A 25,712-nucleotide genomic window follows, 5' to 3' on the forward strand; every position below is an offset into this window, starting at 1 on the left:
CGAGAATTGGCGATGGACGCCGACAGCCCCTAGAACGCGGGTTCCTTGGACAAGCCCTTGGGCGCGGGCGGGTCGATCCACAGCTTGATTTCCTGCGCCATGTCCCACGAAACGGTCTGGGTTACGGCCCACATGGGGTCGCTGGGCTTGCGCGCCTTGGCGGAGAACAGGATGAAGTCGTTGGTGAACTGGTGTTCCATGACCCCGGCGTGGCCCATGGCCCAGATCATCTGGCCGGTGTTCACGTCCCATATCTCCAGCGAAACAGACAGCTTGGAATCGCCGGAAGTGCCGCCGTTGACGTAATGGGTCACGTAGCCGCCGATGAGCAACTGTGCCCCGCGCAGGGCGGCCATCTGCATGGCCAGGTCGCGCCGGTAGGGGGTGGCGTTTTCCGCGAATTCGATGACCGGGAAGACCTTTTCCGACAGCCACGTCTGCCAGATCTGGCGCGATACCTCCAGGCCGACAACGCCCGGCTTTTCCATCTGCTGGGTGACCCGGAAGGGCACGAACAGCGCGGTCAGGGGGCGGTTGGGCGGCGTGGCCGGGCGCACGCTGACCTGCGGGTTGCCGCGCCGTACCCAGTCGTCCATGTAGAAGATGGGCTGGCTGGCAAGGTCGATGTACACCCCGGTCTTGGGCGGGCTGGAACAGGACATGACCAGCGGCAGAAGCAGCAGGCACAATGCAAGCAGCGGAAGGCGCAGGGTCGGACGGGCGCATCTGGCGGATATGGCGCATCGGGCACGGTGGGCGGGGGATGCCGGACTGGGCATGAAGGGCATGGACAACGCTCCGGGAATGGCCGCGCGCCTGCCGTTGCCCTGTGGGGGCGGGAAGGCGCACGGGGGTGATGTCGGAAAGCCGTCGCGTGGACGGGTGTGCACATGCCGCAGCAAGAATGGTGCCGTAGATGCCTGCAAGGGGGGCATGCGGCGGAGGCGGAAGGAGGCGGGACCGGTGCGAAGGGGGGCGAAAAGGCGTGGAAGGGGCGAACGTGCTGCGGAACCATGCGGAAGGTGCCGGACGCCAAGTGCGGATTGGCTGGCGAGGGGCACGGACCGGGCGGGACGAGGAGCGGGCAGGACGCGAATCGGACAGGACGCGTGGCGGCTGAGGCGGCGCCGGGCGGTCTATTGCAGACGGGTGGTGGGCGTGGGCGCGGCCTGGGCCGATTCCAGAATCTGTTCGCGGGTGCGCTGGATGCCGTTGTGCAGGTCCAGCCTGCGCTGGGCGGGAATGCGGTGGAATTCCGGGCGGCGGGTAAGGTCCATCAGGTCGTTCATTTCGTGGCGGATGCGCCGCAGGCGCACCAGCGTCTCGGCGTCCACCGGGGCCACCCGCTCGGCGATCTCGGCCAGTTCACGCAGTTCGGCGGCCAGATTGCGGATGGTGCGCGGGGCTATTTCGCGGGAATGCCTGCGCCGTTCGCGCAGTTCGTTCCACAGGGCGCGCAGTTTCCTGAACATGGCCGCCTCCCCGGTTACCCGGTCGGGCCCCCCGCCCGATGGCCGTTTCCGCGTTCCTCCGGGGCGGGGCCAGCGCCCCGCATCCCGTCATTCTTGTTCCGCATCCCCGTTTGCGCCGCCCGGTAGTGGCGTGTCCCGCGTTCCCGCACGGCGTGCGGGCCGCACCGCCTACATGGGAGCCGAGGACATGAACATGCGCAGCAACTGCACCGTCAGCGCGAAGCCCAGCCCCAGCAGAGGGCCGATGGCCAGCGCCGTGCGCGACCAGGGCAGCCGGTGGGCGTACTTGACCCCCACGAAGGTACATACCACGAACCACAGCGAACCCACCACCGGCCCCACCAGCGGCACCACACTGAGCACCGTGGGCGCTGCACTGTACGAGATGACCCGCACCGTGGTGGGCAGGTCTGCCGCGCGCGGCTCCACCAGCCGGATCATGAAGTGGTACAGGCCGGACAGCACCGCCAGTTGCAGCAGCAGGGTGAAGGGCGAGACCAGCAGGGTCAGGGGCAGGCTCATGTCGTGGGTGACGCTGCCCATCCAGGCGTGCAGTTGCGGGTCTTCGATGAAGCCGCCGAAGGCGCGCATGCTCATGAGATACCACAGCCGCTCGGTGAGCGCCTGAAAGATGCCGATGAGCAGGTAGAACGCCACCGGCCGCTTGAGCGAGCCCGAGGAACGCACCCCGGAGAAGAAGCGCGGCGCCGCCAGCATCACCCGCAGGATGGTCTGGTACAGGCCGGGGAAAAAGCCCACCCGGTCCAGGTTTTCCCACGGCACCTCGCTGCGGGCGGATGCGGCCCACGGCGGCAGGGGGGCGTCCCGTTCGCCGGGGTGCCCGCCATCGTGCGGGGGAAAGGCATCGCCGTGGTTTCCGGCGTTCCATCCGTCAGGGGAGCCATTTGGGGAGCCATTTGGGGAGCCATTTGGGGAGCCATTTGGGGCACCGTTTGGGGAGTCGCCGGGGGTGCCGTCCCGGTAGTTGTCCCGGTCGTGGGGGGGGGCGCCGTTGCCGGGCCGCGTGCGGGATTCGGACTGCTTGCGCCAGCGGTCGCCCACCGAGGCCACGGCGTCCCATATGTCGCGGGGCGAGCCGGGGCGGCGCTGTCCCCCGGCGGAGCCCGGGGCAGCGTTGTGCCCGTTGGGGGCATCGTGATTGTCGTCGTGGGCGGGGGTGCTGCTCCGGCCGGGAATCACCGCGCCGGGGGGCAGCGGGTCGTCGCCGGGGCGGGAAAGATCGGTGTGCCCGTGGGCGTTGCGGGGCGCATCGGCGCTGGAAGGCGCGGTGCCCGCCGGATGGGGGGCGGTGGGTGAAGCGCCCGGATCGGCCATGCGCGGCGTGCCGGTGCCGGAGACGGGGCGGGGTTCGCCCACGTGGTCGTCCTCTCCGGCATAGTCGGCTTCTGCGCCAGATACGCCGGATACGCCCGATGCGCCCGAGGTGGCAGATACGTCAGACTCGTCAGCCCCGTCAGGTCCGTCAGCCCTATCCGGCGGAAGCGATGCGCCGGACGCCGGGGGCTGCGAAGTGGCGGAAGTGCCACGCCGGAAGGCGGCGGGCAGGTCGTCGCCCTCGTCCTGATCCATGGCAGGCCCGGCAAGGGGCATGGCGTCGGGCGCCACCGCATCATCCGGCGCGCGGCGAGAACCCGCGTCCGCTGCCTGCGGGGCACGAGGGGCCTGCGGGGCACGAGGGGCCTGCGCTGTGTGCCCGGCGGGGGAAACGTCCGGGGTTTCATCAGGTGCCAGGGCGCGAAAACGAAAACGGTGACGGCACTTGGGACAGGTGGCGATGGCGGCCGAGGACGGAATCTTGCTGCTGTCGATGCTCCGTTCGAACTGGCACTCCGGGCAGCGTATAATCATGGGAAATCCTTTGCTTCCTTGCATATGCCCAGTGTAGGGCATCAGGCAGCGCAAATCAAGGTGGGCTCCGTTCCGTAGCGTTCCGTGCCGTCCCGCACAGGGGGAGCGGCGGGGTGACGCTGGTTTTCCGCCGGTTCCCGGAACCGAAGCCGGGGCGGCGCGCTCAGGGTGACAGGGGCAGGCGCAGGGCCAGATGGCGGCGGTGCGCATCCGGCTCCGTGTCGCGGCGTTCCGCGCTGTCCTCGGCTGGCCGTGCGTTGTCGCCGGAAACCAGCCCGGCATGGGCGAACAGGCTCCGGGGCAGGGCCGGGTATTCCGTGCTGAGCCGGTGCAGCCCGCCCGAAGGGGACGGGGTCGCCTGGCCCGCCCCCGCCGCATTGAACACCCGCAGGCGCTCGGCCAGCGCGTCCCGGTCCTTGGCGGTCCAGCTCAGGTGGTCGATCCAGACATCGCCCAGCAGGCAGGTGTGGCCGTGCACCCCCACCACCCGTTCGTGCACCGCACCCCGGAAGCATACCCCCGGCATGCGGCGGAACAGCCGCAGTTGCACGTCGGGCCACAGGCCGTAGCCCACGCGCAGGTGGTCCGCGTCGGGGTAGGCGGTGGCGCGGGGCAACAGCCAGGCCCCGGCGCCGGGCACGGCCATCAGGCGGGGCAGCAGCGCCCAGGCGTGGGGCTCCAACCGCTCGTCGGCGTCGAGGTACAGACACCATTGCGTGGACAGCAGCCCCAGCATGGCGTTGCGCTGGGCGGAAAAATTGCCCCCTAGCGTTCGCACTGACTGGCGCAGCGGCACGGGGCACAGGGGAATCGGATCGAAATCGGGGGGCGCGCCGTCCCAGACCACGGCCATTTCGCGCACCCAGCCGGGCACCTGGGCGAAAAAGGCGGGCAGGTTCGGCTCTGCGGGGTGCAGGATGGCCCCCACGCCCAAATCGGCCTGATCGGCCAGATCGGCCATACAGGCCAGATCGGTCGGATTGGCCGGATCGGCCAGATGGGGGGGGCGGTCCGCGCCTTCGGGCGCGGCTTCGCCCGGGTGTTGTCGCGCATCCCGATTCGCATGGGGCAGCGTCACGGGCACGCACCCGGCGAACAGGCGACGCCAGTGGTGCAATGCCTCGGTCTCCGCCTCCGGCAGGAACGGGTTGGGGAACAGGGTGGCGGTTTCCGGCGTGACGCCGGTGCCCCGCAACAGCAGCAGCAGCGCCCATGGCGAGGTGTCGGCCAGCAGGCGCGGGGCGTCCGGCGCTGGCGTCGGGGCGGTGAAATCCTTCAGGCGGCCGGTGGCCAGCGCGGTGCGCATCCGGTCCGGGGCAAGGTCGCACAGGGTCAGGCGCGGCACGGTGGCCGACGCGGCCCGCCCTGCGGCGTTGGCGGCAGCGTTCAGGGCGGCGCAAACGGCCTCGGGCAGGGTGCCGTCGCCGGTGCCCAGCAACACCAGATGCGGCCGCCCGCTGCGCAGGGCAAGGCGCACCGCCTTGTCCGCCGCCTGCCGGACCGCCTGTTGGAGGGCATCCGCATCGGGCCGGGGCAGTCCGGGAACGTCGTCCGCCGGTTTCTCCTGTCCGGCACCGCCCAGCCGGAACCCCAGGACCGTGGAGGTATACGCGGCCAGCAGGGCGTCCGTGGCGCCGGAGGCGACTGTGGCTCCGGGGGCGTCGGGGCGGGCGGCTCCGCGGGGCGTTTCGGGTGCGATGCTCATGGGGCCTCCCCGCATGCCATCTCCGCCGGGCACACCTCGTCATACAGCGCTTCCAGGGCGCGGGCCTGCATGTCGGCGTCGAACAGCGCGGCGGCCTTGCGCCGCCCGGCCTCACCCATGCGCCGGGCCGCGCCGGGGTGACGCAGCAGATGCAGCACGGCCCCGGCGTAATCGTCCGCCGTTTCGGCCACCAGCCCGGTGACGCCGTGCTCCACCAGTTCCAGTTGGGCGTTGTCGCGCAGGCCCGGGCAGGGGTGGGTGACCACGGGCAGCCCGGCGGCCATGGCCTCCGCGATGGCCAGTCCGAAACTTTCGCCGGTGTCGTTGGCATGGGCCAGCAGGGAAAGTTCGTTGAAGAACCCGGCCAGTTCCGCGTCGTCGCGCAGCGGCGGCAGAAAGCGCACGTTGTCCGACAGGCCGTGTTCGCGCACGTAGCGTTCCGCGTCCGGGGTGCCGCCGACGACGTCGTAGCGGAAGTGGGGCAACTCGCGGCGCAGCACGGGCAGGATGTGCAGAGCCAGCGGCGACCATTTGCCGGGGTCTGGCCGGGACAGGCGGCCCAGCACGGGGCGGGTGTAGTCGCGCTCGGCGGGCGGCGGGGTCAGCCGGGCGAACAGGGCGGTGTCCACGGGGTTGTACAGCACCCGCCAGCGCGGGGGCACGGCGGCGATGCCCTGCACGCGGGCGAAGCGTTGGGCGCAGAAGTGCGAGACGAACAGGGTGACGTCGATGAGCTGGCCCGAAGGGGAAGGATCGTGCCGCCCGAAGACGTTGGTTTCCACGATGGCGGGCAGGCGCCGGTGGGGGGCATCGGCGTTCGCGTCCGGAGAACGCGCGGCGGCGGGCGCCTGGCGGAAGGCCATGCGCAGGGGGCGCAACAGTTCCGGCTGGGGCCAGCCCGCGCGGTGCACGTGCACGATGTGGGGAAGAAAGCGGGCGGCCACGCTGCCCAGGTCGCCTCCGATGAAGGTGGTCACCCCCGCCTCGCGCAGGGGGGCGGCGCGGGGGCCGTCGGCGGGGCTCCATACCGCGCGCTGGAAGCGGGACGGGGCCAGCCGGGTAAGCAGCAGTTGCATGACCTTTTCGGTGCCGCCAAGCCCCAGCGAGGAAACCACGTGCAGCACCCGGCGCGGCGCAAGGGGCTCCTGCAGCCCGGAATGGTCCGATGGGGCGAGCGCTGCGGCCCCGTCGGGAGAGTCGGGAGAGCCGGAAGAGCCGGGGGAGCCGGCGTTTCCTGTCGCGTGGGTTGCGGCGGTGACCATGGGCCGTGTTCTAGCCCAGCGGCGCGGGCATGGGAAGGGTGTCTCCCGCCGACGTTCGGCCTAGCCCTGCGCGAACTTGCGGTACAGGCTGGCCGCGGCCATGCGGCTGGGGGCAAAGCCCTTCACCGGCTGGGTGTCGGAAGCTTCGGATGTTTCGGCAGCCGTCGGTGCGGCTGGTTCCCCGGTGGCAGTCGCCGGGGCAGTGGGCGGCATGCCAGCCGATGTCGGCGCTGCTTGCTGTGCCGAAGGCGCAGTGGACACGGGGGCGGCTGTCTGTGCTGTCTGCACGGCCTGCTCTGCCTGCTCTGGCGGGCTTGGCAGGGGGGGCAGGGCCTGTGCGACCGCCTGCGGCGCGGCATCGGCTGCCGGGGCCTGCTGGCCGTAGGCCTGGGCGTGGGCGCGACCGAACTGCGCGGGCTTGCCCAGCGGGGGCATCTGCGCGGTGGGCAGCGGCACGCGCGAGGGCGCGGCGTTGGCGGGCGTGCGGCTGGCAGCCATGCTGGCTCCCACGGCCATGGCCTCCGGGGTGTTGACGATCTGTCCGTAGGCGCCGCGCAGGCCGGACAGTATCTTGATCACCTCGTCGATGAACGTCACGTCCATCTTCAGGTTGGCGTTGAGCAGGCGGGTGGAGCAGTAGAAATACAGCTTGTGCAGGTTTTCCGCCAGTTCGCCGCCCTTTTCCAGGTTCAGGCTGGCGTCCAGTTCGTTGACGATGTCCAGGGCCTTGGAGATCAGGATGCCCTTGCCCGCGTAGTCGCGTTCGGCGATCTTTTCCTTGGCCTGGTTCAGGAACTTGATGGCCCCGTCATACAGCAGGAGCAACAGCTCGCCCTGGGTGGTCGTGGTGACCTGGGTCTGTAGGTAGGCGTGTGCGGCCTTCTGCATTGCATTCTCCCGGTATATGCGCCCGCGTGTCGATGCGGTGAGTGTGTCGCGCGTTGTGGTCGTTTTCCGCGCCGTGGCGGGTGTGGCCGCCCCGGTTGTTCCGGCGGTTCCGGCCCTTGGCTACGAAGACGTTGACGAGGACAACGACTTGATCTGGCTTTCCACGGACTTGCCCAGCGCGTCGTAGCGGGCCAGGGTGGCCTCCAGCCGCGAGTAGCGCAGCCGTTCGCGCCGTTCCCACTGGGTGACGCGGTCCACTTCCTTGTCGATCTTCTTCTGTATGTCGTCCATGATGTCCTGGTAGTTGTCTTCCAGGATCTTCAGTGCGCCGTCGCTGCCCAGCATGTCGCTGAGTTGCTCGCTGAGGCCGCTGAGCTTGCCTTCCTTGATGCGCATGCGGCTCGCGTAGCTGCCCTGCGAAAGATTGTCGATTTGCAGCGCCAGGCCTCGGGCGTCGCCTTCCATGGCCGTGATCTGCTTGTTGGCGTTGTCGATGTTGGCGCGCTTGCCGCCGATGAAGGCATTGACGATGTTGCCCGAGGCGTCCACGTCGTAGGTCACGTCGTAGATGCCCGCCTTGGTCACGCCCTTGACGTGCGAATAATAGCTGAAGTCGGACGAATCGGACTCGGGCAGCCCGTCTGCGGCAAACAGTTCCGCCACTGCCGTGGGGTTGTTCTTCAGCACCTCGTCCAGTTTTGCCTCGTCCAGTTCCAGCAGGCCGGCGTTCAGGCTGTTGGTCTCGGCGTTGGTCAGGATGCCGATGTGCGCCAGCGACGAAAATTCGTCGCCTCGCAGCAGGTTGCCGTCCTTGTACTGGTATTCGAAGCCCGCCGCCCTGTCTGCCGTGGCCATCTTGAGCTGGGTCGACAGCAGCTGCACGCCGTAGTTGCCGGTAAGGATGGACCCCTTCTGCATGGAATACAGCGACGAGGCGTCGTCCGGGTTATCCACGTCCTTGGAGCTGTTGACGGCGGTCAATTCCTTGATCTTGGATCGTACGGCGTTCATGGCGTCCACGAACGACTTTACGTTTTCCTTGATCTTTTCGGTGTCCGTGGCCACCGAAATCTGGGTGGTGCCCACGTCCTTGAGGGTAAGGGTCATACCCTCCACGGCGCCGGTCAGTGTGTTGGACGTGGATTCCAGCCAGGTGGCGGCGGGCCAGCCGTTGACCCGGTACTTGGCGTTCTGGCTGGCCTGCACGGTCCATGCGGCCGCCGTGCCGGGAAGGCCGGTGACGGTGGTGCCCGAATCCACGGACAACGTGGCGTTGGCCCCCAGATCCATGCCCCGGAACTGGAAGGTGTAGCCGGTGCCGTTCTGCACCAGCATGGCCTTTACCCCCGGGTTCTGGGGGTCGTTGTTGATCATGTTCTTGAGGGCGTCGATGGTGGTGCCGCTTGGCACCGTGATCGAGCGGGTCTTGCCCATGTAGGTGTAAACGAACTGCTGGTCGCTGCCGGAGTCGTTGACCTTGGTTTTCTTGTCGGCGAAGGCGGTGTTGTAGGTCCAGATGGAGCTGGAGGCCAGCTGGCCCACCTCGATCTTGTAGTTGCCTTCAAGCACGCTGGAATCGGTGGTGGCGCTGGCCACGGTTTCGGCGGAACTGGAACTCGTTTTCACCAGGAACTTGTTCATGGAGCTCATGGAGTCCACGATGTCCTTGAGCGATGCGATTTCCGTGCGCAACTCGCCAAAGGCGTCCTGACGCCGCTGCCAGTCGGCCTTCCACAAGGTAAGCCGCTTTTGCGGAATCTGCTCGATGGACTTCAACTGGTCGATGACCTTGGAGAAGTCCGTGCCGTTGCCGAGCCCGGAAAAGTATACGCCGCCGGATGCCAGATCGACCATGATGCACCTCTTCGTCGGAAGAAATTTCCCGATGGGGGTCTCCCGCCGTGGGGGCTGCAAGGCTGGTGCCAGAACGGCGCCGCCTGTCCCTCGTGCATCTTATCGGCGGGGATGGCGGAGGGCTTTAGGTTGCGGGGCCGGACGTGCGGTTGCGAGGGGCGCGTGGGGCGAAAGGCAAGGGGGGAGAGCGGCGACGCAAGGGAAAAGGCCGGAGCCGGGGGGGATGCGGAGCGGCGGGGGAAACCCGCCGGACGACGGTGCGGGCGTGGCGTTGCCACGCGCCGGTCAGCGGAGTGCCTGCCGGGTGGTGCCGGATGGGGTGGTGTCTGCCGGGGGAGTGGCGGCCAGCGGTGCGCTGGTCAGCCGGGCCAGCTGCCGCCGGGCCTGCTCCGGATCCATGCCGCGTGCGGCGGCCATGGCGGGGAGGTTTTCTTCCGCATCGCAGGGGCGCACGTACAGCGGCTGCACGTCATCGGGACCGTAGATGGCTGCGGCGGCCAGGGGCAGCAGCAGGGCGGGGGCGGGGTGGTCGAACCGGTCGGGCAGAAAGCGCGCCTGCGGCAACAGTTCAGCCAGGGCCTGCGCCAGCACGGTCCGGTTGCGGGTGGCCCCGCTGCCCATCAGGCAGACGGCGGGGGCGGTGTCAGTGTCGCACCCGGCCCGGTTTGTTGGCAGCGTCTGTTCTTGGGCGCCTCTGGCGGCCAAGGGGCTATCGTCCCTTGGAACCCCATGGTCGGGTTTGTCAGCAGTCTGTGGCGCCGCCGATTTGCCCGCAGGGTTTTCCGTGGTTGACCGGAACGCGACTATCCGGGCCACGGCGGCGTCAAGCGTCGCCGCCTCCACCGGGGTCAGGGCTTCGGGCAACCCGCAGGGCATGCCGTGGGCAGCGGCGCTGGCGGCGTCCGGCATTTCGCCGGGCATGCGGAAGGCCTGCATGTGCACCAGCCCGCGCCGGGCGTGGGTCAGCACCCACAGCACCGTGCCGCGCGGCAGCAGCGGGCCGCAGGCCAGCAGTTGCGTGTACGAAAGCCCGGCCTGCTCCGCTCCCAGCGCGCGGGCCATGCCCGCCGCCGTGGACAGCACCAGGCGCAGCCCGGTGAAGCTGCCGGGGCCTTGCACGCAGGCAATGCGCCGCACGTCGGCCAGCGAAAGGCGCATCCGCGCAAAGGCGTCGGCAAGGGCCGGGGCCAGCAGTTCCGTGCCCTGCGAGGGCACATGCCATTCCTGCGCGAACAGGGTTTCGCCGTCGCTCAGGGCGGCAACCTGCACGCGCGATTCCGCCGCGTTCAGGGCCAGGGTGATGGCCCCCACGCCGTGCGCAGCGCAGGTCCCAACGGGGCCAGTTGGGGAGGTCGGGCCAGTGGGGCCAGTGGGGCCAGTTGGAGCGGTCGGGGCAGTCGGGTCGGAAGCCACGGCCAGCCCCGCCGCCGGGGGCACCTGGGTCATTGCAGGTTCCGCACGATGTCGTTGTAGGTGGCCAGCAGCATCAGGGCCAGCAGGAAGGCCAGGCCGATGCGGGTGGTTATCTCGCGCAGGCGGGCGTTGACCGGGCGGCGCATGACCATTTCCATGGTCAGGAAGATGATGTGCCCGCCGTCCAGCACCGGTATGGGCAGCAGGTTCAGCAGACCAAGGTTGATGCTGATGAGCGCGGTGAGGGCCAGCACGCTGTCCAGCCCCTGGCGCGACTGCTCGCTGACCATCTGGGCGATCATGATGGGCCCGCCCACCGAATCCAGCGGCACCACCCGCTCGAAGATCTTCTGCACGCTCTGGCCGGTGATGACGATCATCCGCCAGGTCTGGTCCAGTCCGGCCTTCATGGCCGAGGTGCCGTCCAGCGGCAGGGAGACGGTGCGGCCCGAGGCCTGGATGCCGATGAGCCAGGTGCGCTCGTCCTCGCCGAAGATGGTCTTGCGGGTGCGCACTTCCGGCTTCACGTTCAGGGTCAGGGCCGTGCCGTTGCGGTCGATGGCGATGGCCAGTTCGCGGCCCTCGCTGGCCACGATGGACCCGGCCACATCGTCCCACCACTGCACCGGCTTGCCGCCGATGGACAGCACCCGGTCGCCCGGGGCCACGCCCGCGATGGCGGCGGGGCTTTCCGGCTGCACCCGGCCCACTTCCGGGGCCAGCTGGAACTGGCCGTGCGCCCAGAACAGCCCCCAGTAGATGAACCACGCCAGCAGCAGGTTGAACACGGGACCGGCGGCAATGACCAGCAACCGCTGCCACGCCGGGCGCAGGGTGAAGCTGTGGCGCTTTTCGAAGCCTTCGGGCAGTTCGGCCTCTTCGCTTTCACCCACCAGCGACACGTAGCCGCCCAGGGGCACCAGCGACAGCCGGTAGTCGGTCTGGCCGCCGCGCCAGCCGAACAGGCGCGGGCCGAAGCCCAGCGAAAAGGTCTGCACGCCGATGCCGAACAGCCGGGCAATCAGGAAGTGCCCGAGTTCGTGGAAGAATATCAGGCCGCCAAGGACCAGGAGTACCGAAAGGAAGCTGCTCATGCGTTGCCCGTTCCTTGCGTGCCTGCCGCGTCTGCCCAGTGGCGCACGCGGCGGCGGGTTGCGGCGTCGAGCGCCTCTATGTGGTCGATGTCGTGCATCAGGAATGTTCCGTCGGTGCCGGTCGATGCGGCGTCCGGCTCCGCAGTGGCTGGCGAGCTCGTGTCTGGTCCGCTCGTGTCTGGCCCGTTCGTGTCTGGCGTTCCTGCTTCATGGGCGTCCAGCGCCCGTTCGATGAGCGCGGGAATGTCCATGAACCCGATGCGCCCGTGCAGGAAAAGGTCCACCGCCACCTCGTTGGCGGCATTGAGCACCACGGGCAGGCCCGCGCCGCCGGGGCTGCGCGCCTCGCGCGCAAGCACGCGCCGCGCCAGCGCAAGGCACGGGAAAGAGGATAAGTCGGGGGCCTCGAAGGTCAAGCTGCCCACCCGTACCAGGTCCAGCGGGGCCACCCCGGTGTCCACGCAGTGCGGCCAGGCCATGCAGTAGGCGATGGCGATGCGCATGTCCGGCGTGCCCAGATGGGCGATTTGCGAGCCGTCGGCGTATTCCACCAGCGAATGCACGATGGACTGCGGGTGCACCACCACCTCTATGGACTCCGGGGCCACCCCGTACAGGTGGTAGGCCTCGATGACCTCCAGCCCCTTGTTCATCAGCGTGGCGGAATCAATGGTGATTTTTGCGCCCATGGACCAGTTGGGATGATTCAGGGCCTGCTCGCGGGTGACAGTGGACAGGAACGCCCGGTCGCGCCCCCGGAACGGCCCGCCCGATGCGGTAAGGATGACCCGGCGCACGGCATGGGGAGCGCGGCCCCCGTCCTGCAAGGTATCGTGCACGCGCAGGGCCTGGAACACGGCGTTGTGTTCCGAATCCACGGGCAGCACCACCGCGCCCGTTTCGGCGCAGATCTGACGGATGAGCGCGCCCGCCAGCACCAGTGATTCCTTGTTGGCCAGGCAGATGACCTTGCCCGCCCGCGCCGCCGCCACCGTGGCCCGCAGGCCCGCGGCACCCACCTGGGCGGACAGCACCGTGGAGGCATCGGGCAGGACGGCCAGCGCGGCGTACCCTTCCGGCCCGACATGAATCTCCGGCGCGTACCCGGCGGGCAGCAGCGCGCGCAGTTCCTTCGCGCCCGTTTCGTCCAGCACGCCGAGGTGCGCGGGCCGGTGGCGGGCGGCCTGTTCGGCCAGCAGACGCACGTTGCGCGCCCCGGCCAGCGCGGCCACCTGGAACAGGCCGGGGTGGGCCTCGATGACCTTCAACGCGCTGGTGCCGATGGAGCCGGTGCTGCCCAGCAGGGCCACCGTGCGCGGCGTGGCGTCTTCCCATGCCCGGTCCGGCATGCGCGAAATGTAGCGGATCATGCCCGTGTTCTTCCCTTTCCGCCGTGCCCGGCGGGTCTAGACCTGCGGGGTCTGCGTGGTCTGGGGCGCCTGGGGGGGCTGCGAAGCATGGGGGCCTTGGGGGCCCTGCGCCACAAGCTCGCGGCCAAGCGTGGTCATGAGGTCGAACAGCAGGCGGATGTCGGCCTCGGAGGTGCGGTGGTTGGCCACGCACAGGCGCACCCCGGCCCTGCCGCGCACCATGGCCGGGGTCAGGAACCCCTCGCCCGATGCCTCCAGCCGTTCCAGCAGGCGCACCTGCAAGCGGTCCACGTCTTCCTCGGTCCAGCCGCCCCCCTGCGGCACGTAGCGCGCGCAGGCGATGGACAGCTGCACCGGGGCCAGCACCCGCCATTCCGGCGAGGCGGCGCACAGGTCGCGGAAGTGCCGCGCCAGTTCCATGTTGCGCGTCACGATGCGCCGCAGCCGCTCGCGCCCGTACGTGCGGAAGGCAAACCACACCTTCAGCGCGCGGTTGGCGCGGCTGAGGATGAATGTGGTGTTCTTGAGGTCGTGCGGGTTTTCCTCGCCCAGGTACGAGGCGCGCGCCCGGAACGTGGCGAGCTGTTGCGCCTTGCTGCGGAACAGGGTCACCCCGCATTCGAGCGGGATGAAGAACCACTTGTGCGGGTCCACGCAGATGGAGTCCGCCCGGTGGATGCCCGCCAGCAGCGCCCGGCCCTCGTCCGTCAGCATGGCCGCGCCCCCGTAGGCCGCATCCACGTGGAACCACAGGCCTTCGTCCGCGCACGTGTCGGCGATCTCCGGCAGCGGGTCCACCGCGCCTGTGGTCACCGAGCCAGCCTGGGCCACCACGCAGAACGGGGCAAGGCCCGCCTCGCGGTCCATCGTGATGGCCGCGCGCAGGGCCGCCACGTCCATGCGGTTGTCCGCGCCGGAAGGGATGGCGCGCACGTTGTCCGCGCCCAGTCCCAGCAGCACTGCGGAACGCTCGATGGACATGTGCCCCTGGTCGGAAACATACAGCACCGGGATGCGCCCGATGCCCGCAAGGCCCCTGGTGGCCGCTTCCGGAAAGTGCGTGTGGCGCGCCACGGTCAGCCCCATCAGGTTGGCCATGGTGCCGCCGGACACGATGGTGCCGCCCGCGCCGTCCATGCCCTCGTCAGCCGCCTGAGGCAGGCCGAACAGCCGGGCCAGCCAGCCGAGGACCACGTGTTCCAGCACCGTGGCCGCCGGGCCGCCCTTGAACGACAGCGGCGCCTGGTTCAGCCCCGTGCACACGATGTCGCCCAGCGTGCCCGCCGGGGCCGGGCTGGTCGTTATCCACGCCAGAAAACGCGGATGCCCGATGCGCGTGGCGTACGGTTCTATGCACCGCGCCACGTCGTCCAGCACTGCGTGCGCCCCCGCGCCCGCCTCCGGCCAGTCGGACGGAATCAGCGCCGCCAGTTCGTCGAACGTGGCCGGGTGCACCACCGGACCCTGCGCACACGGGCCGATGCGCTCCACCCGGTCCGCGATCATGGTCGCAGCCCGGTGCAGCAGGGCTTCGAAATCTTCCAGGTCAAGTGTCTCGTGTCGTTGCATGGGGTGTAAAGTATGCGAGTTGCGGCGTGTCTGGAGCTATTCCGGGGGAAGGGGGAAAACCACTTTTGCGGCAGCCGTTAGGCGAGTTTACGAGCCTTACGGATGGCGACCGCAACGCGAAAAGTGGTTTTCCCCCTTCCCCCGGACCCCCATCCCCCTTTCCACCAAACTTTTCAATGGGTATGGCGGCAACGGTTTTTCAATTGAAAAGTTTGGGAGGATGGAGAGGGGGTGCGGGGGAGAGGAAGGAACCTTTTACAAAAGGTTCCTTCCTCTCCCCCGACAAACATTAAAAGAACGGAAATACCGAATCCAGGGCGGCGTAGGCGGGCACGACAAAGAGCAGGCTGTCGATGCGGTCGAGCAGGCCGCCGTGGCCGGGCAGCAGGGTGCCGGAGTCCTTGACGCCGAGGGTGCGCTTGAGGGCGGATTCGAAGAAGTCGCCCAGTTGCGAGGCCACGTTCAGCAGGCCGCCCAGCAGGGCAAAGGCCCACCACGGGGCGGTGCCTGCGGCCATGCCCACGCCGGTGATGGCAAGCACGCACAGGGCAAGGCCGCCAAGGCTGCCAGCCCAGCTTTTCTTGGGGCTGACGCGCGGCCAGATGCGCGCCTTGCCGAACCAGGTGCCGATGAAATAGGCCCCGGTGTCGGAAATGACGGCGGCCAGCACCACCACCAGCTGTTCCCAGCGGTTGAAGTGCAGGGCGGGCAGCAGCAGCACGGGCACGTACAGGATGCCGCTGGCCAGGACCTGGCCTTCGGTGAAGCGGCAGTCGTCCTCGCCGTTGCCCCAGGTGAGCAGAAAGCCCACGGCGCCCACCAGGAAGGCGGCGGCGACGCAGCCCAGCACCATCCACGGGCGGTCCATGTGCCCGGCGGCCAGTACGGCGGCGCCAAGGGCCATGCCGCTGGCCTTCAGCGGCAGGCGGGCGTTGCCGGGCCAGAACATGGTGTAGAATTCCAGCAAGGCCAGGCTGGCCACGGCCACCACCATGATCAGCAGCACCCAGCCGCCCATGGCAAGGCCCACGGTAAGCAGGGCGGCAAGGGCCGTGCCGGTGACGACGCGTTGGAAATGGGGGGATGCCGGGGTCACGCGGGGGTTGCCTCCGTTTTGCCGAAGCGGCGTTGCCGCCCGGCATAGTCGCGCAGGGCGGCGCGGAAATGCTCTGGGGTAAAGTCCGGCCAGAGGGTGTCGGTGAAGTGGAATTCGCTGTAGGCGCTCTGGTAGAGCAGAAAATTGCTGATGCGCACTTCGCCGCTGGTGCGGATGACCAGGTCCGGGTCGGGCTGGCCCGCGCTCCACAGCCGCGCGGCAAAGGCTTCCTCGGTGATGGCTTCGGGCGCCAGGCCTTCGGCGGCCAGGGCGCGGCAGGCCATGAGGATTTCATCGCGGGCGGAGTAGTTGAGGGCCAGGTTCAGGCGCATGGTGGTGCAGGCGGCGGTGCGGGAAATGGCGTGTTCCAGCGCCTTGCGCGCGGCCAGCGGCAGGTCGGCCAGTTGCCCGAACACCGAAAGACGGATGTCGCGCTGGATGAGGTTGGGCAATTCCTCGCGCAGGAAATCCACCAGCAGCTCGAACAGAAACTTCACCTCGGCACCGGGGCGGCCCCAGTTTTCCTTGGAGAAGGTGTACATGGTCAGGTGGGGGATGCCGAGGGTGCGGCATTCGGTGACGATGGCCCGTGCCGCCTCGGTGCCCGCGCGGTGGCCGTCGCTGCGCGAAAGGCCGCGCTGGGTGGCCCAGCGCCCGTTGCCGTCCATGATGATGGCCACGTGGCGGGGCAGGGTTTCCGGCAAAAGCATGTCCGGCGTGGGGGAGCCCGCCGTGGGAGCGTTGTTCACGATAAGCCTCTGCTGCGCGTGCGATGCGCCCGCGTCATATGCGCCATGGCCGGTCCGCCCGCCCGTCCGTCCAACCGCGTGTGCGGGGCGGACTGCCGCGGGCGCGACCGGCCATGTGGAATCTGTCACCGTGGGACCGCACGTGCGGCCACGGTTCGGAGACCGTTTCCTAAAGCTCCATGATTTCCTTTTCCTTGGCCGTGCACTTCTCGTCCGACTTGGCCACGAAGCGGTCAGTCAGCTTCTGCACGTCGTCGGTGGACTTGCGCACGTCGTCCTCGGAAATCTCCTTGCCCTTTTCCAGCTTCTTCAGGGCGTCGTTGGCGTCGCGGCGCACGTTGCGCACGGCCACCTTGGCTTCCTCGGTGTACTTGCGGGCCACCTTCACGAGGTCCTTGCGGCGTTCCTCGGTCAGCGGCGGGATGGAGATGCGGATGATCTTGCCGTCGTTGACCGGGTTCAGGCCAAGGTCCGACTTCATGATGGCCTTTTCCACCAGCTGGAAGGCCGAACGGTCCCACGGCTGGATGGTCAGGGTGCGGCTGTCGGGCACGCTGACGGACGCCAGCTGGCTGATGGGCGTGGGCGTGCCGTAGTAGTCCACCTTGATGTTGTCCACCAGCGAGGTGGAGGCGCGGCCCGTGCGCAGCTTGGCGAATTCGCGGTCCAGGGAGCCGAGGGCCTTTTCCATGCGCTCTTCGGCGTCGAGAAGAATGCTATCCATATCCATGGGGGTTAGCCTCCGTGTACGATGGTTCCGACGTCTTCGCCCATGACCACGCGCTTGATGCTGCCCTTGAACATGTTGCAGACGATGATGGGCACATCGTTCTCCATGGCCAGGGTGATGGCCGTGGAGTCCATGACGCCGAGCTTGCGCTGCAACGTTTCGACGTAGCCGAGGCTGCGGAACATCACGGCGTCGTCATGCTTCATGGGGTCCTTGTCGTAGACGCCGTCGACCTTGGTGGCCTTGATGATGGCCTGGCACTTCAGTTCCATGCCGCGCAGCGCGGCCGCCGTGTCGGTGGTGAAGTAGGGGTTGCCGGTGCCCGCCGCGCAGATGACCACGCGGCCCTTTTCCAGGTGCCTGTCGGCCCGGCGGCGGATGTACGGCTCGCAGACTTCCTGCATGGTGATGGCCGAAAGCACCCGCGTGGGATGGCCGATCTTTTCCAGGGCGTCCTGCACGGCCAGCGCGTTGAGCACCGTGGCCAGCATGCCCATGTAGTCGGCCGATGAGCGGTCCATGCCCTTGGCGGACGAGGAGAGGCCGCGGAAGATGTTGCCGCCGCCGATGACAAGCGCCACTTGCAGGCCCATGTCGACAACCTCGGCGATTTCCTCGCATATCTTCGAAACAGTCTGGGGGTCAATACCGAACTTGTTTTCGCCCGCCAGGGCTTCGCCGCTGAGCTTCAGCAGCACGCGCTTGTAGCGGAGTTCGCTCATGTCCGTCCCTCGGTGTGGTGGTTGTATGTTGCGTCGTCGGAAATTCGTGTGCGTTCGCGGGGCGCCGGTGTCGATGTTGCAGTGCCCGTTTGCCGGGGCTCGTGCCGTGCGTGCGTCCTAATGGTGATCGAAGGGCGCACCCCAATCGCCCTCGCGTACCCGGATGTACTTCAGAAAGGCGTAGAACGCCCCGTGCGCCGCGTTGATGAAGCCTGCCCGGCCATCCAGAAAGCCCAGCTTGACCACGTACAGCTTCAGGAACCGGGCCAGGCCGTGCGCCGTGGCCACGGCCACGCCGCCCTGACGGCCCTTGGCGCGCAGGTCGTCCGCACCCTGCTGGGCGTACGAGTTGATCTTGTCCAGATGCTGGCGAAAGCTGTCGTACGGGTAGTGCAGTATGTCGCCGCGCAGGCGGCCCGTTTCGCCCTTGGGGTGGAACGAGTAGTGCGCGCCAGAGACGTGCACCTCCATGTGGGCCGGGCGGAACAGCCGCAGCAGGTAGTCCGGGTACCAGCCGCTGTGCTTCATGAACCGGTCGAAGTACCACGAGCGGCGCGGCACCCAGTGGCCGGCCCTGGCGGCCTGGCTGCCCTCGCCCCCGCGCACCTGCGCGCGCAGGGCGGCCAGCACGCTTTCACGCAGTTCTTCGGTGCATATCTCGTCCTGGTCCAGGCTGAACACCCATTCGGTGTCGATGAGCGAGAGGGCGTGGCGGAACTGCGGGCCGGGGCCTTCCCACTTGCGCTGGACGACATCTGCCCCGGCGGCGCGGGCCATGTCCACGGTGCGGTCGGTGCTGAAGGAATCGACCACCAGGACCTTGTCGCAGAAGGACAGCGAGGCGAGGCACCTGTCGAGCAGGCGTTCGCCGTTGTAGGTGAGCACAAGGCCGGTGATGGCGGGGCGCATGGAAACTCTCGTTGCGGGTTCGGGGTGTGCGACCGGGTGTTGCAATTCGTTGTGGCGCGCTGGCAGATGCGTCAGGCGGACGCCCTGGGCGGCGTGACGTGCCGGGTGAACCAGCGCAGGGTGTCCGCCATGCCGTCGGCCAGCGGAGTTGTTGCCCGCCAGCCCATTTCGCGCCAGGCCGCGGCGCAGTCCAGCACGCTTACCGGCACGTCCACCGGCCGGGGGGGATGGTACAACCGTTCCAGCCTGCGGCCAAGCACTGCTTCCAGAGTATCAGTCACCTCGTTGATGGTGGTGCCGCGTCCGGAGCCCACGTTGAACACGCGGCCCGGTCCGTCGTGCACCGCCGCGCGCAGCAGGGCGTCAGTCAGGTCGTCGATGTACACGTAGTCGCGCACCGTGCTGCCGTCACCCCAGATTTCCAGCGGCTGCCCCGCAAGCGCCTTGCGGATGAACGCGCCAATGATGCCTTGTCCCTTGGTGGCCAGCTGGTATGGCCCGTAGGGGTTGGCCACGCGCAGGACGCGGTAGTCGAGATGGTGCAGGTGGCGGAAAACGTGCAGGTACTTTTCGATGGCCACCTTGGCCACGCCGTATGCGGTGATGGGATCAGTGGGGGCCGATTCCGGAGTGGGAACCACCGCGCCCGGCCCGTAGACGGTGCCGCCGGAAGAGACGAACACCACCCGGCCCACGCCCGCCGCAAGGCAGGCGCGGAACAGCTTCAGCGTGGTCAGCACGTTTTGCTCGGCGTCGGTGACAAGGTCCCAGTCGGCATTGACCGGCGTGGAACTGGACGCAAGATGGATGACCCGGTCCACCCCGTGCAGCAGCGGCCCCAGCCGGTCGATGTCGCCGGTTTCTCCGGTATGGCATTCCGTGCCCGGCAGGCCCAGCGGCGACAGGATTTCCTGCGCGCGCCTGCCGTAGCATATCAGGCGGCGGCACCGGGGGGCCAGCGCCTTGACGAGATTGATGCCGATGAATCCTGCCGCGCCCGTGACGAGGACCGACAGTTCCCCGAGGCCGGCGGGGGCGTCGGGGGGGCTGTTCGGCGTGCAGGTGCGAAGCGGATCAGTGGGGATGGACATGCTGCTCCGTGCGCCGGAGCCGGGCCGGCGTGGTGGCGGTGGTACGGGCGTGGTGCGCAGCCCGCGAAAAAGGGGGTCTTTCGACCCCCCTTTCATTCATGATGCATGCACGGTCTGCTGCATGCCGGTAGCGGTGCGGTTGCATCCGTGCGGCATGGCGGCGTTCCGTCCTGCGGCTAGGCTTCTTCCGCGCCCAGCTGCATGCGGACGAAGCGGCCGATGGTGACGTTTTCGCCCAGGGTGGCGATGACGTCGTTCAGCAGGTCGCGGATGGTCATCTTGTCGTCGCGGATGTACGGCTGTTCCAGGAGGCAGATCTCCTTGTAGAACTTCTTGATGCCGCCTTCAACGATCTTCTCGATGATGTTCTCGGGCTTGCCTTCTTCACGGGCCTTCTGGCGGTAAACCTCGCGCTCGCGCTCGATGACGGCGGGGTCCACGGACTCGGCGTCCACGGCGGCGGGGTTGTTGGCCGCAATCTGCATGGCCACGTTCTTGGCGAATTCCTGGAACTTTTCGTTGCGGGCCACGAAGTCGGTCTCGCACTTCACTTCCACGAGAACGGCGATCTTGCCGGTGGAGTGGATGTAGTTGCCGATGACGCCTTCGGAGGTGGCGCGGCCAGCCTTCTTGGCGGCCTTGGAAAGGCCCTTCTGGCGCAGCCAGTCGACGGCCTTTTCGAGGCTGCCGCCGTTTTCTTCCAGAGCCTTCTTGCAGTCCATCATGCCGGCGCCGGTCTTTTCGCGCAGTTCCTTAACCATCTGGGCGGTAATTGCCATTGTGCGGTCTCCCTGAGATGTCGTGGAGGTCTGGTTACTCGGCGGCGGCTTCGGCGGCGGGAGCGGCTTCGGCGACGGCTTCAGGAGCGGGCGCGGCCTTGGGCGCGGCGGCCTTCTTCAGCTCTTCCTCGGCGTCCTTGCCCTTGCGTTCCTTGCGCATGGCGTCGCCTTCCATGCAGGCGTCGGCGATGGCGGCCACGAAGAGCTTGATGGCGCGGATGGCGTCATCGTTGCCGGGAATGACGAAGTCGATCAGGTCGGGATCGCAGTTGGTATCGGTAACCGCCACGATCGGGATGCCGAGCTTGCGGCATTCCTTCACGGCAATGTCTTCGCGGTGCGGGTCCACGATGAAGGCGAGCTGGGGCAGACGGTCCATTTCCTTGATACCGCCAAGGGTGGCCAGCAGCTTGTCCATCTCGCGCTGCATGCGCAGGATTTCCTTCTTCTGGTACTTGTTGACGGTGCCGTCGGCGAACATGGCCTCGAGCTTCTTCAGGCGGTCGATGCTCTTCTGGATGGTGGTGAAGTTGGTCAGCGTGCCGCCCATCCAGCGGTTGGTCACGTAGAACTGACCGGCGCGACCGGCTTCCACGGCCACGGCTTCCTGAGCCTGGCGCTTGGTGCCGATGAACACGACCTTGCCGCCGTTGACCACGGTGTCCACAACCTTGTCGTGGGCGGTGCGGAACAGCTTAACGGTCTGCTGCAGGTCGATGATATGGATGCCGTTGCGGGCGCCGAAGATGAAGGGGCGCATCTTGGGGTTCCAGCGGCGGGTCTGGTGACCGAAGTGCACGCCGGTTTCCAGCATCTGCTTCATGGAAACGTAAGCCATTTCAGAACTCCTTGCGGGTTTTTTCTTCCACACCGGCCATGGCCCTTCAACCCGCGCCGCACGTGGCGTGGCGGGCACCCCGGGCCGAAACCGGAGTGTGCTTGGTGTAAAAGGCAGGAATGCATACGCCAGATCGTGGCGGATGGCAAGCGTCTGTGGGGAGAGAGGCTGAAAATCCGTGCGCCACCCGCGGGTGGGCATGCCCCGGTGCATTTCTGCTCCGTCCCCGGAAAATCCGCGCGCGGGCGGCGCAAGTCCGGCGCGGCGGCAGCGGCAGGGCGGGAGATGGCGGACAGCCGTTCAGGGGCGGAAAAGCCACTGCCCGCCTTACTGCAACGGCACCTCGGCGTGCTCGTCCCCATCCGGGGCGGTCAGCACGGGGTTGATCAGCAGGCCCACCTGCTCGATTTCCACGCGCACCTCGTCGCCGGGCACGATGGGCCCCACGCCCACGGGGGTGCCGGTAAGGATGAGGTCGCCGGGCAGCAGGGTCATGACGCGCGATATGGCGCTGACCATCTCGTTGGGGGTGAACAACATGTCGGCGGTGTTGCCCTGCTGGCGCACCTCGCCGTTGACCAGGGTGCGCACCGCCAGGCTGGCGGTGTCGGGCAGGTCGGTTTCTATCCACGGCCCCACGGGGCAGAAGGTGTCGTAGCCCTTGCAGCGTCCGAACAGGCCGTCGCGGCGTTGCTGGTCGCGGGCGGTGACGTCGTTGGCGCAGGTATAGCCAAAGACGTGCGCGGGCACGGCATCCGGCGAAATGTTGCGGCACTGCCGCCCCACCACGATGGCCAGTTCGCCCTCGTAGTCCACCCGGCCCACGCCCTGCGGCACCAGGATGGGCTGGCCGCTGCCGATGACGGCGGTGGGGGCCTTCAGGAAGAACACCGGCTCGTCCGGCACGGGAAAGCCGATTTCCGCCGCGTGGTCGCGGTAGTTCATGCCCGCGCAGATGATCTTGGACGGGGCCACCACCGGCAGGATGGCAAGTTCCGCCAGCGGGATGGGGTCTTTCAGCCCCAGTTGGTGGTTCAGGCACACCACGCCGTCGTCCTGCAACGCGCCAAAGAACACGCTGCCCTTGTATTGCACCCGTACCACGCGCATGTCGCCGCTCCGCTCCGGCGGGCGCACCCGCCGCGTTGCATCGCCAATGCCCGAAATCGGGCGCCGTCAGGTTCGGAAAGGGGTAGCCGCCTTTTCCGAAAGGGCCGAAAAATCCGTTGCCGGGGCCGCGCGCACCCTGCGGACGGTCAGATGGTGGTGATTACGGGCACCACGATGGGGTCGCGCTCCAGCACCTTGCGGAAGAACCGCCGCAGCGACGAGCGGATGCGGTCCTGCAGCCGTTCCGTCTCGCCGGGGGGGATGTTTTCGAAGATGTCCAGCACGATGCACTTGGCGTCTTCCAGCACGTGGTTGTAGTGCTGCTCGAACACGAAGCCCTTGGACAGCATTTCCGGGCCGTGCAGCACTTCCCAGCCGGTGTCGTCCACCACCAGCACCACGATGACCATGCCTTCGCCGCCCAGGATGTGCCGTTCCTTCAGCACCGAATGGCCAACGTCGCCCACGCCCTTGCCGTCCACCAGAATGAATTCCACCGGCACGTGCTCTTCGAAGCGCACGCTGTCCGGGGTGAGGGTGATGGGATCGCCGTTTTCAAGGATGATGGTGCGTTCCTGCGCCACGCCGCATTCCTGCGCCAGGCGGCAGTGCTTGACCAGGTGGCGGTATTCGCCGTGCACCGGCACGAAGTAGCGGGGGCGCACCGCCTCGATCATGGCGCGCAGCTCGTCGCGGTGGGCGTGGCCCGATGCGTGGATGGAGCGCACCTTGTCGTAGTAGACTTCCGCGCCCAGCCGGTACAGTTCGTTGATCAGCTTGGTGATGGCCCGCGCATTGCCGGGGATGAAGCGCGAGGACATGACCACCGTGTCGCCCCGGTGGATGCACAGCTGCTTGTGCTCGCCCATGATGATGCGCGAAAGGGCGGACAGCGGCTCGCCCTGCGAACCGGTGACCAGCAGCACCAGGTCGCGGTCGGCCATGGGGGGCATGGTCACGGCGTCCAGGATCATGCCCGCCTCTGCCCGCAGAAAGCCGAGGTTGCGCGCGATTTCTATGTTGTTCATCAGGCTGCGGCCGCTGACCACCACCTTGCGCCCGAATTCGCTGGCCAGGTCGAACACTTCCTGAATGCGCTGGATGTGGCTGGAAAACAGCGTGACCACGATGCGGCCTTCCGCCTCGTCGAACAACTGGCGGAAGGTGTCCATGATCTCGCGCTCGCCCAGCGACTGGCCGTCACGCTCGATGTTGGTGGAGTCGGACAGCAGCAGGCGCACGCCCTCTTCCCCGGCAAAGTCACGGAACAGCGCAAGGTCGGTGCCGGGGCCGGACAGGGGATTGGGGTCGATCTTGAAGTCGCCGGTGTGCACCACGCGGCCCGCCGGGGTTTCCACGGCCAGGGCGTAGCCTTCGATGATGGAATGGCACACGGGCAGAAAGCGGAAGGTCATGTCGCCGAGCACCAACGGCGCATCGGGCGAGACGGGCACCAGTTCCACGCGGTCGGCCAGGCCGTGTTCGCGCAGCTTGTGTTCCACCAGTGCCAGGGTGAAGCGCGACCCGTAGATGGGGGCCTTCAGGTGGGGCATCAGCCAGGGCAGCGCGCCGATGTGGTCCTCGTGCGCGTGGGTCAGCACGATGCCGCGCACCCGGTGGCGGTTCTGCAACACGTGGTCGAAGCGCGGAATCACCACGTCCACGCCAAGGTGATAGTCTTCGGGGAACATCAGGCCGCAGTCCACCAGGACCATGGAGTCTGGCGTGGACCAGATCTGGCAGTTCAGGCCGATCTCTCCGAGTCCGCCAAGGGGGGTGATGGTCAGGTGCGGGGTCTGGTCCGCCATGCGAGAAGCTCCACTCTGGTTGCGCGTCTGGTGAGGTGTGAAAGGGCACAGGTCAGTTCCTCTTGCTATCGCAAAAAGGCGGGCCTCACAAGGGGATGCGACGCGCACACCGACCCGTGCCGTTTGGCTGAACAGTCTCCGGCAGGGGCGGGCGGTGCGGCTCGGCGCGGTGGGGCTGCGCCATCCGTAACCGTGGCCGGTGCGCGCAATGCGCCGTGCGGCCCGCCCGGCGCAACGGTGCGGGGTGGGCACGACGAAACAGGGCCGCGCCACCCGATGGGCGGCGCGGCATGTGCTTGCAAGGCATGATAATTTTGCCTTGGTCGTGAACAACGAATGTTCAACGGAAGGACAACGATCGTGGCTGCGGTGCGCCTTTATGCCTTTTCCAAATGGGAAAAAGGCCAGCCGGAGAGGCTGCTAGGAAGGCTTGTTGCGGCGCACCTCCACCCCGGCCAGCTTCTCCCAGTGGCGGATCAGCGCGCCGTGGTCGGCATCGCCCAGCCCGTCGGCCATCAGGCCTTGCATCACTTCCATCAACTGGGCGGCCATCGGCAGGGGCACATGCAACTCGCGCGAGGTTTCCAGCACGTTGCCCATGTCCTTGGCATGCAGCCTGATGCGGAATCCGGGGGTGAACTTGCCGTCCATGACCAGCGGGGCCTTGGCATCCAGCACGGTGCTGCCCGCAAGGCCGCCCCGGATGGCCTGGTAGACCAGGTCCGGGTCCGCCCCGGCGCGGGTGGCCAGCACCAGCGCCTCGGACATGGCCGCAATGTTGCCCGCCACCACGATCTGGTTGGCCAGCTTGGTCACGTTGCCCGCGCCCACCTCGCCCACGCGCACCACCGAGGCGGCCATGGCCTTGAACACCGGCAGGCAGGCGTCGAAGTCTTCCTGCGCGCCGCCCACCATCACCGACAGGGTGCCGTCGATGGCTTTCGGCTCGCCGCCGCTCACCGGGGCGTCCAGCATGCGGATGGACTTCTTCGCCAGTTCCGCCGCGATCTCGCGGCTGGCCAGCGGGGCGATGGAGCTCATGTCGGCCACGATGCAGCCGGGGGCCGCGCCTTCCGCGATGCCGCCGGGGCCAAGAGCCACCGCGCGCACCTCGGGCGAGTTGGGCAGCATGGTGATGACCACGTCCGACGCGGCGGCCACGGCAGCGGGGCTTTCCGCCGCCGCCGCGCCCTCGGCGGCCATGGCCCGCAGCTTGTCGCCGTTGCGGGTGTAGGCGGTTACCGGAAACCCGGCCTTGAGCAGGTTGCGGCACATGGGGGCGCCCATGATGCCGAGCCCAATGAATCCGATGCGTTGCATGGCGTGCTCCTTTGCGGTGGCGGGGCCGCCGCGCGCTGCGGCGGCCCCCATGGTGTTGCGCGGT

The 25,712-nt window shown here is 68.0% G+C and carries 22 protein-coding genes; all 22 read right to left on the minus strand.

What is annotated here, in order from left to right:
- Positions 1-29: 29 nt before the first annotated feature.
- Complete coding sequence (locus K6142_RS03330; protein ID WP_190245729.1) at positions 30-788, minus strand: hypothetical protein; 759 nt, start codon at positions 786-788, stop codon at positions 30-32.
- A gap of 348 nt (positions 789-1,136) precedes the next feature.
- A complete protein-coding gene (locus K6142_RS03335) occupies positions 1,137-1,472 on the minus strand; it encodes a hypothetical protein (protein ID WP_190245730.1) in 336 nt (111 codons plus the stop codon).
- A gap of 168 nt (positions 1,473-1,640) precedes the next feature.
- Positions 1,641-3,341, minus strand: coding sequence for a YIP1 family protein (locus K6142_RS03340; RefSeq protein ID WP_190245731.1), 1,701 nt, complete (start codon positions 3,339-3,341; stop codon positions 1,641-1,643).
- 163 nt (positions 3,342-3,504) lie between these two features.
- Positions 3,505-5,046 (minus strand): hypothetical protein, encoded by a 1,542-nt coding sequence (locus K6142_RS03345; RefSeq protein ID WP_190245732.1) that lies wholly within the window; start codon positions 5,044-5,046, stop codon positions 3,505-3,507.
- Positions 5,043-6,308 carry a glycosyltransferase family 4 protein gene (locus tag K6142_RS03350; RefSeq protein ID WP_190245733.1) on the minus strand — a complete coding sequence of 422 codons (1,266 nt, stop codon included), beginning with the start codon at positions 6,306-6,308 and terminating at the stop codon, positions 5,043-5,045. Before K6142_RS03350 ends, K6142_RS03345 begins: the two co-directional genes overlap by 4 nt.
- Positions 6,309-6,368: 60 nt before the next feature.
- Complete coding sequence (gene fliS, locus K6142_RS03355; protein WP_190245734.1) at positions 6,369-7,196, minus strand: flagellar export chaperone FliS; 828 nt, start codon at positions 7,194-7,196, stop codon at positions 6,369-6,371.
- 120 nt (positions 7,197-7,316) lie between these two features.
- Positions 7,317-9,050 (minus strand): flagellar filament capping protein FliD, encoded by a 1,734-nt coding sequence (gene fliD, locus K6142_RS03360; protein ID WP_190245735.1) that lies wholly within the window; start codon positions 9,048-9,050, stop codon positions 7,317-7,319.
- A 285-nt stretch (positions 9,051-9,335) separates the two neighbouring features.
- Positions 9,336-10,496: a tRNA (adenosine(37)-N6)-threonylcarbamoyltransferase complex dimerization subunit type 1 TsaB gene (tsaB, locus tag K6142_RS03365; protein WP_223380749.1), complete on the minus strand. Its 1,161-nt coding sequence runs from the start codon at positions 10,494-10,496 to the stop codon at positions 9,336-9,338.
- Positions 10,493-11,557 carry an RIP metalloprotease RseP gene (gene rseP, locus K6142_RS03370; protein WP_190244018.1) on the minus strand — a complete coding sequence of 355 codons (1,065 nt, stop codon included), beginning with the start codon at positions 11,555-11,557 and terminating at the stop codon, positions 10,493-10,495. The genes tsaB and rseP overlap by 4 nt, the downstream gene beginning before the upstream one ends.
- Positions 11,554-12,927, minus strand: a complete 1,374-nt coding sequence (gene dxr / locus K6142_RS03375; RefSeq protein WP_190244017.1) for a 1-deoxy-D-xylulose-5-phosphate reductoisomerase — start codon at positions 12,925-12,927, stop codon at positions 11,554-11,556. The genes rseP and dxr overlap by 4 nt, the downstream gene beginning before the upstream one ends.
- A 36-nt stretch (positions 12,928-12,963) precedes the next feature.
- Complete coding sequence (locus K6142_RS03380) at positions 12,964-14,496, minus strand: pyridoxal phosphate-dependent decarboxylase family protein (protein WP_190244016.1); 1,533 nt, start codon at positions 14,494-14,496, stop codon at positions 12,964-12,966.
- Between the two features lie 289 nt (positions 14,497-14,785).
- Entirely contained in the window at positions 14,786-15,592 is an 807-nt protein-coding gene (locus K6142_RS03385; protein ID WP_015946537.1) for a phosphatidate cytidylyltransferase, read from the minus strand.
- On the minus strand, positions 15,589-16,302 hold the full coding sequence (gene uppS / locus K6142_RS03390; RefSeq protein ID WP_190244023.1) for a polyprenyl diphosphate synthase: 714 nt from the start codon (positions 16,300-16,302) through the stop codon (positions 15,589-15,591). The genes K6142_RS03385 and uppS overlap by 4 nt, the downstream gene beginning before the upstream one ends.
- A gap of 208 nt (positions 16,303-16,510) precedes the next feature.
- Positions 16,511-17,071 (minus strand): ribosome recycling factor, encoded by a 561-nt coding sequence (frr, locus tag K6142_RS03395; protein ID WP_015946539.1) that lies wholly within the window; start codon positions 17,069-17,071, stop codon positions 16,511-16,513.
- Positions 17,072-17,076: 5 nt separating this feature from the next.
- Positions 17,077-17,793 carry a UMP kinase gene (gene pyrH / locus K6142_RS03400; RefSeq protein WP_015946540.1) on the minus strand — a complete coding sequence of 239 codons (717 nt, stop codon included), beginning with the start codon at positions 17,791-17,793 and terminating at the stop codon, positions 17,077-17,079.
- A 117-nt stretch (positions 17,794-17,910) separates the two neighbouring features.
- Positions 17,911-18,702, minus strand: coding sequence for a glycosyltransferase family 2 protein (locus K6142_RS03405; protein ID WP_190244015.1), 792 nt, complete (start codon positions 18,700-18,702; stop codon positions 17,911-17,913).
- Between the two features lie 71 nt (positions 18,703-18,773).
- Positions 18,774-19,793 carry an NAD-dependent epimerase/dehydratase family protein gene (locus K6142_RS03410; protein WP_190244014.1) on the minus strand — a complete coding sequence of 340 codons (1,020 nt, stop codon included), beginning with the start codon at positions 19,791-19,793 and terminating at the stop codon, positions 18,774-18,776.
- A 176-nt stretch (positions 19,794-19,969) separates the two neighbouring features.
- Entirely contained in the window at positions 19,970-20,572 is a 603-nt protein-coding gene (gene tsf, locus K6142_RS03415) for a translation elongation factor Ts (protein ID WP_167123647.1), read from the minus strand.
- 34 nt (positions 20,573-20,606) lie between these two features.
- Complete coding sequence (rpsB, locus tag K6142_RS03420; protein WP_190244013.1) at positions 20,607-21,410, minus strand: 30S ribosomal protein S2; 804 nt, start codon at positions 21,408-21,410, stop codon at positions 20,607-20,609.
- A 327-nt stretch (positions 21,411-21,737) separates the two neighbouring features.
- Entirely contained in the window at positions 21,738-22,520 is a 783-nt protein-coding gene (locus tag K6142_RS03425; protein WP_190244012.1) for a fumarylacetoacetate hydrolase family protein, read from the minus strand.
- 146 nt (positions 22,521-22,666) lie between these two features.
- Positions 22,667-24,328, minus strand: coding sequence for a ribonuclease J (locus tag K6142_RS03430; protein WP_190244011.1), 1,662 nt, complete (start codon positions 24,326-24,328; stop codon positions 22,667-22,669).
- Positions 24,329-24,748: 420 nt separating this feature from the next.
- Complete coding sequence (gene garR, locus K6142_RS03435; RefSeq protein ID WP_411722690.1) at positions 24,749-25,699, minus strand: 2-hydroxy-3-oxopropionate reductase; 951 nt, start codon at positions 25,697-25,699, stop codon at positions 24,749-24,751.
- Positions 25,700-25,712 lie beyond the last annotated feature (13 nt).

Source organism: Nitratidesulfovibrio sp. SRB-5 (assembly GCF_019931275.1).
Classification (GTDB): Bacteria; Desulfobacterota; Desulfovibrionia; order Desulfovibrionales; family Desulfovibrionaceae; genus Cupidesulfovibrio.

Bases quoted from the DNA above. Each gene is read 5' to 3' on its own strand.
- K6142_RS03330 (WP_190245729.1), bottom strand. From the start codon at position 788: ATGCCCTTCATGCCCAGTCCGGCATCCCCCGCCCACCGTGCCCGATGC.
- K6142_RS03335 (WP_190245730.1), bottom strand. From the start codon at position 1,472: ATGTTCAGGAAACTGCGCGCCCTGTGGAACGAACTGCGCGAACGGCGC.
- K6142_RS03340 (WP_190245731.1), bottom strand. From the start codon at position 3,341: ATGATTATACGCTGCCCGGAGTGCCAGTTCGAACGGAGCATCGACAGC.
- K6142_RS03345 (WP_190245732.1), bottom strand. From the start codon at position 5,046: ATGAGCATCGCACCCGAAACGCCCCGCGGAGCCGCCCGCCCCGACGCC.
- K6142_RS03350 (WP_190245733.1), bottom strand. From the start codon at position 6,308: ATGGTCACCGCCGCAACCCACGCGACAGGAAACGCCGGCTCCCCCGGC.
- fliS (WP_190245734.1), bottom strand. From the start codon at position 7,196: ATGCAGAAGGCCGCACACGCCTACCTACAGACCCAGGTCACCACGACC.
- fliD (WP_190245735.1), bottom strand. From the start codon at position 9,050: ATGGTCGATCTGGCATCCGGCGGCGTATACTTTTCCGGGCTCGGCAAC.
- tsaB (WP_223380749.1), bottom strand. From the start codon at position 10,496: ATGACCCAGGTGCCCCCGGCGGCGGGGCTGGCCGTGGCTTCCGACCCG.
- rseP (WP_190244018.1), bottom strand. From the start codon at position 11,557: ATGAGCAGCTTCCTTTCGGTACTCCTGGTCCTTGGCGGCCTGATATTC.
- dxr (WP_190244017.1), bottom strand. From the start codon at position 12,927: ATGATCCGCTACATTTCGCGCATGCCGGACCGGGCATGGGAAGACGCC.
- K6142_RS03380 (WP_190244016.1), bottom strand. From the start codon at position 14,496: ATGCAACGACACGAGACACTTGACCTGGAAGATTTCGAAGCCCTGCTG.
- uppS (WP_190244023.1), bottom strand. From the start codon at position 16,302: ATGCTTTTGCCGGAAACCCTGCCCCGCCACGTGGCCATCATCATGGAC.
- frr (WP_015946539.1), bottom strand. From the start codon at position 17,071: ATGGATATGGATAGCATTCTTCTCGACGCCGAAGAGCGCATGGAAAAG.
- pyrH (WP_015946540.1), bottom strand. From the start codon at position 17,793: ATGAGCGAACTCCGCTACAAGCGCGTGCTGCTGAAGCTCAGCGGCGAA.
- K6142_RS03405 (WP_190244015.1), bottom strand. From the start codon at position 18,702: ATGCGCCCCGCCATCACCGGCCTTGTGCTCACCTACAACGGCGAACGC.
- K6142_RS03410 (WP_190244014.1), bottom strand. From the start codon at position 19,793: ATGTCCATCCCCACTGATCCGCTTCGCACCTGCACGCCGAACAGCCCC.
- tsf (WP_167123647.1), bottom strand. From the start codon at position 20,572: ATGGCAATTACCGCCCAGATGGTTAAGGAACTGCGCGAAAAGACCGGC.
- rpsB (WP_190244013.1), bottom strand. From the start codon at position 21,410: ATGGCTTACGTTTCCATGAAGCAGATGCTGGAAACCGGCGTGCACTTC.
- K6142_RS03425 (WP_190244012.1), bottom strand. From the start codon at position 22,520: ATGCGCGTGGTACGGGTGCAATACAAGGGCAGCGTGTTCTTTGGCGCG.
- K6142_RS03430 (WP_190244011.1), bottom strand. From the start codon at position 24,328: ATGGCGGACCAGACCCCGCACCTGACCATCACCCCCCTTGGCGGACTC.
- garR (WP_411722690.1), bottom strand. From the start codon at position 25,699: ATGGGGGCCGCCGCAGCGCGCGGCGGCCCCGCCACCGCAAAGGAGCAC.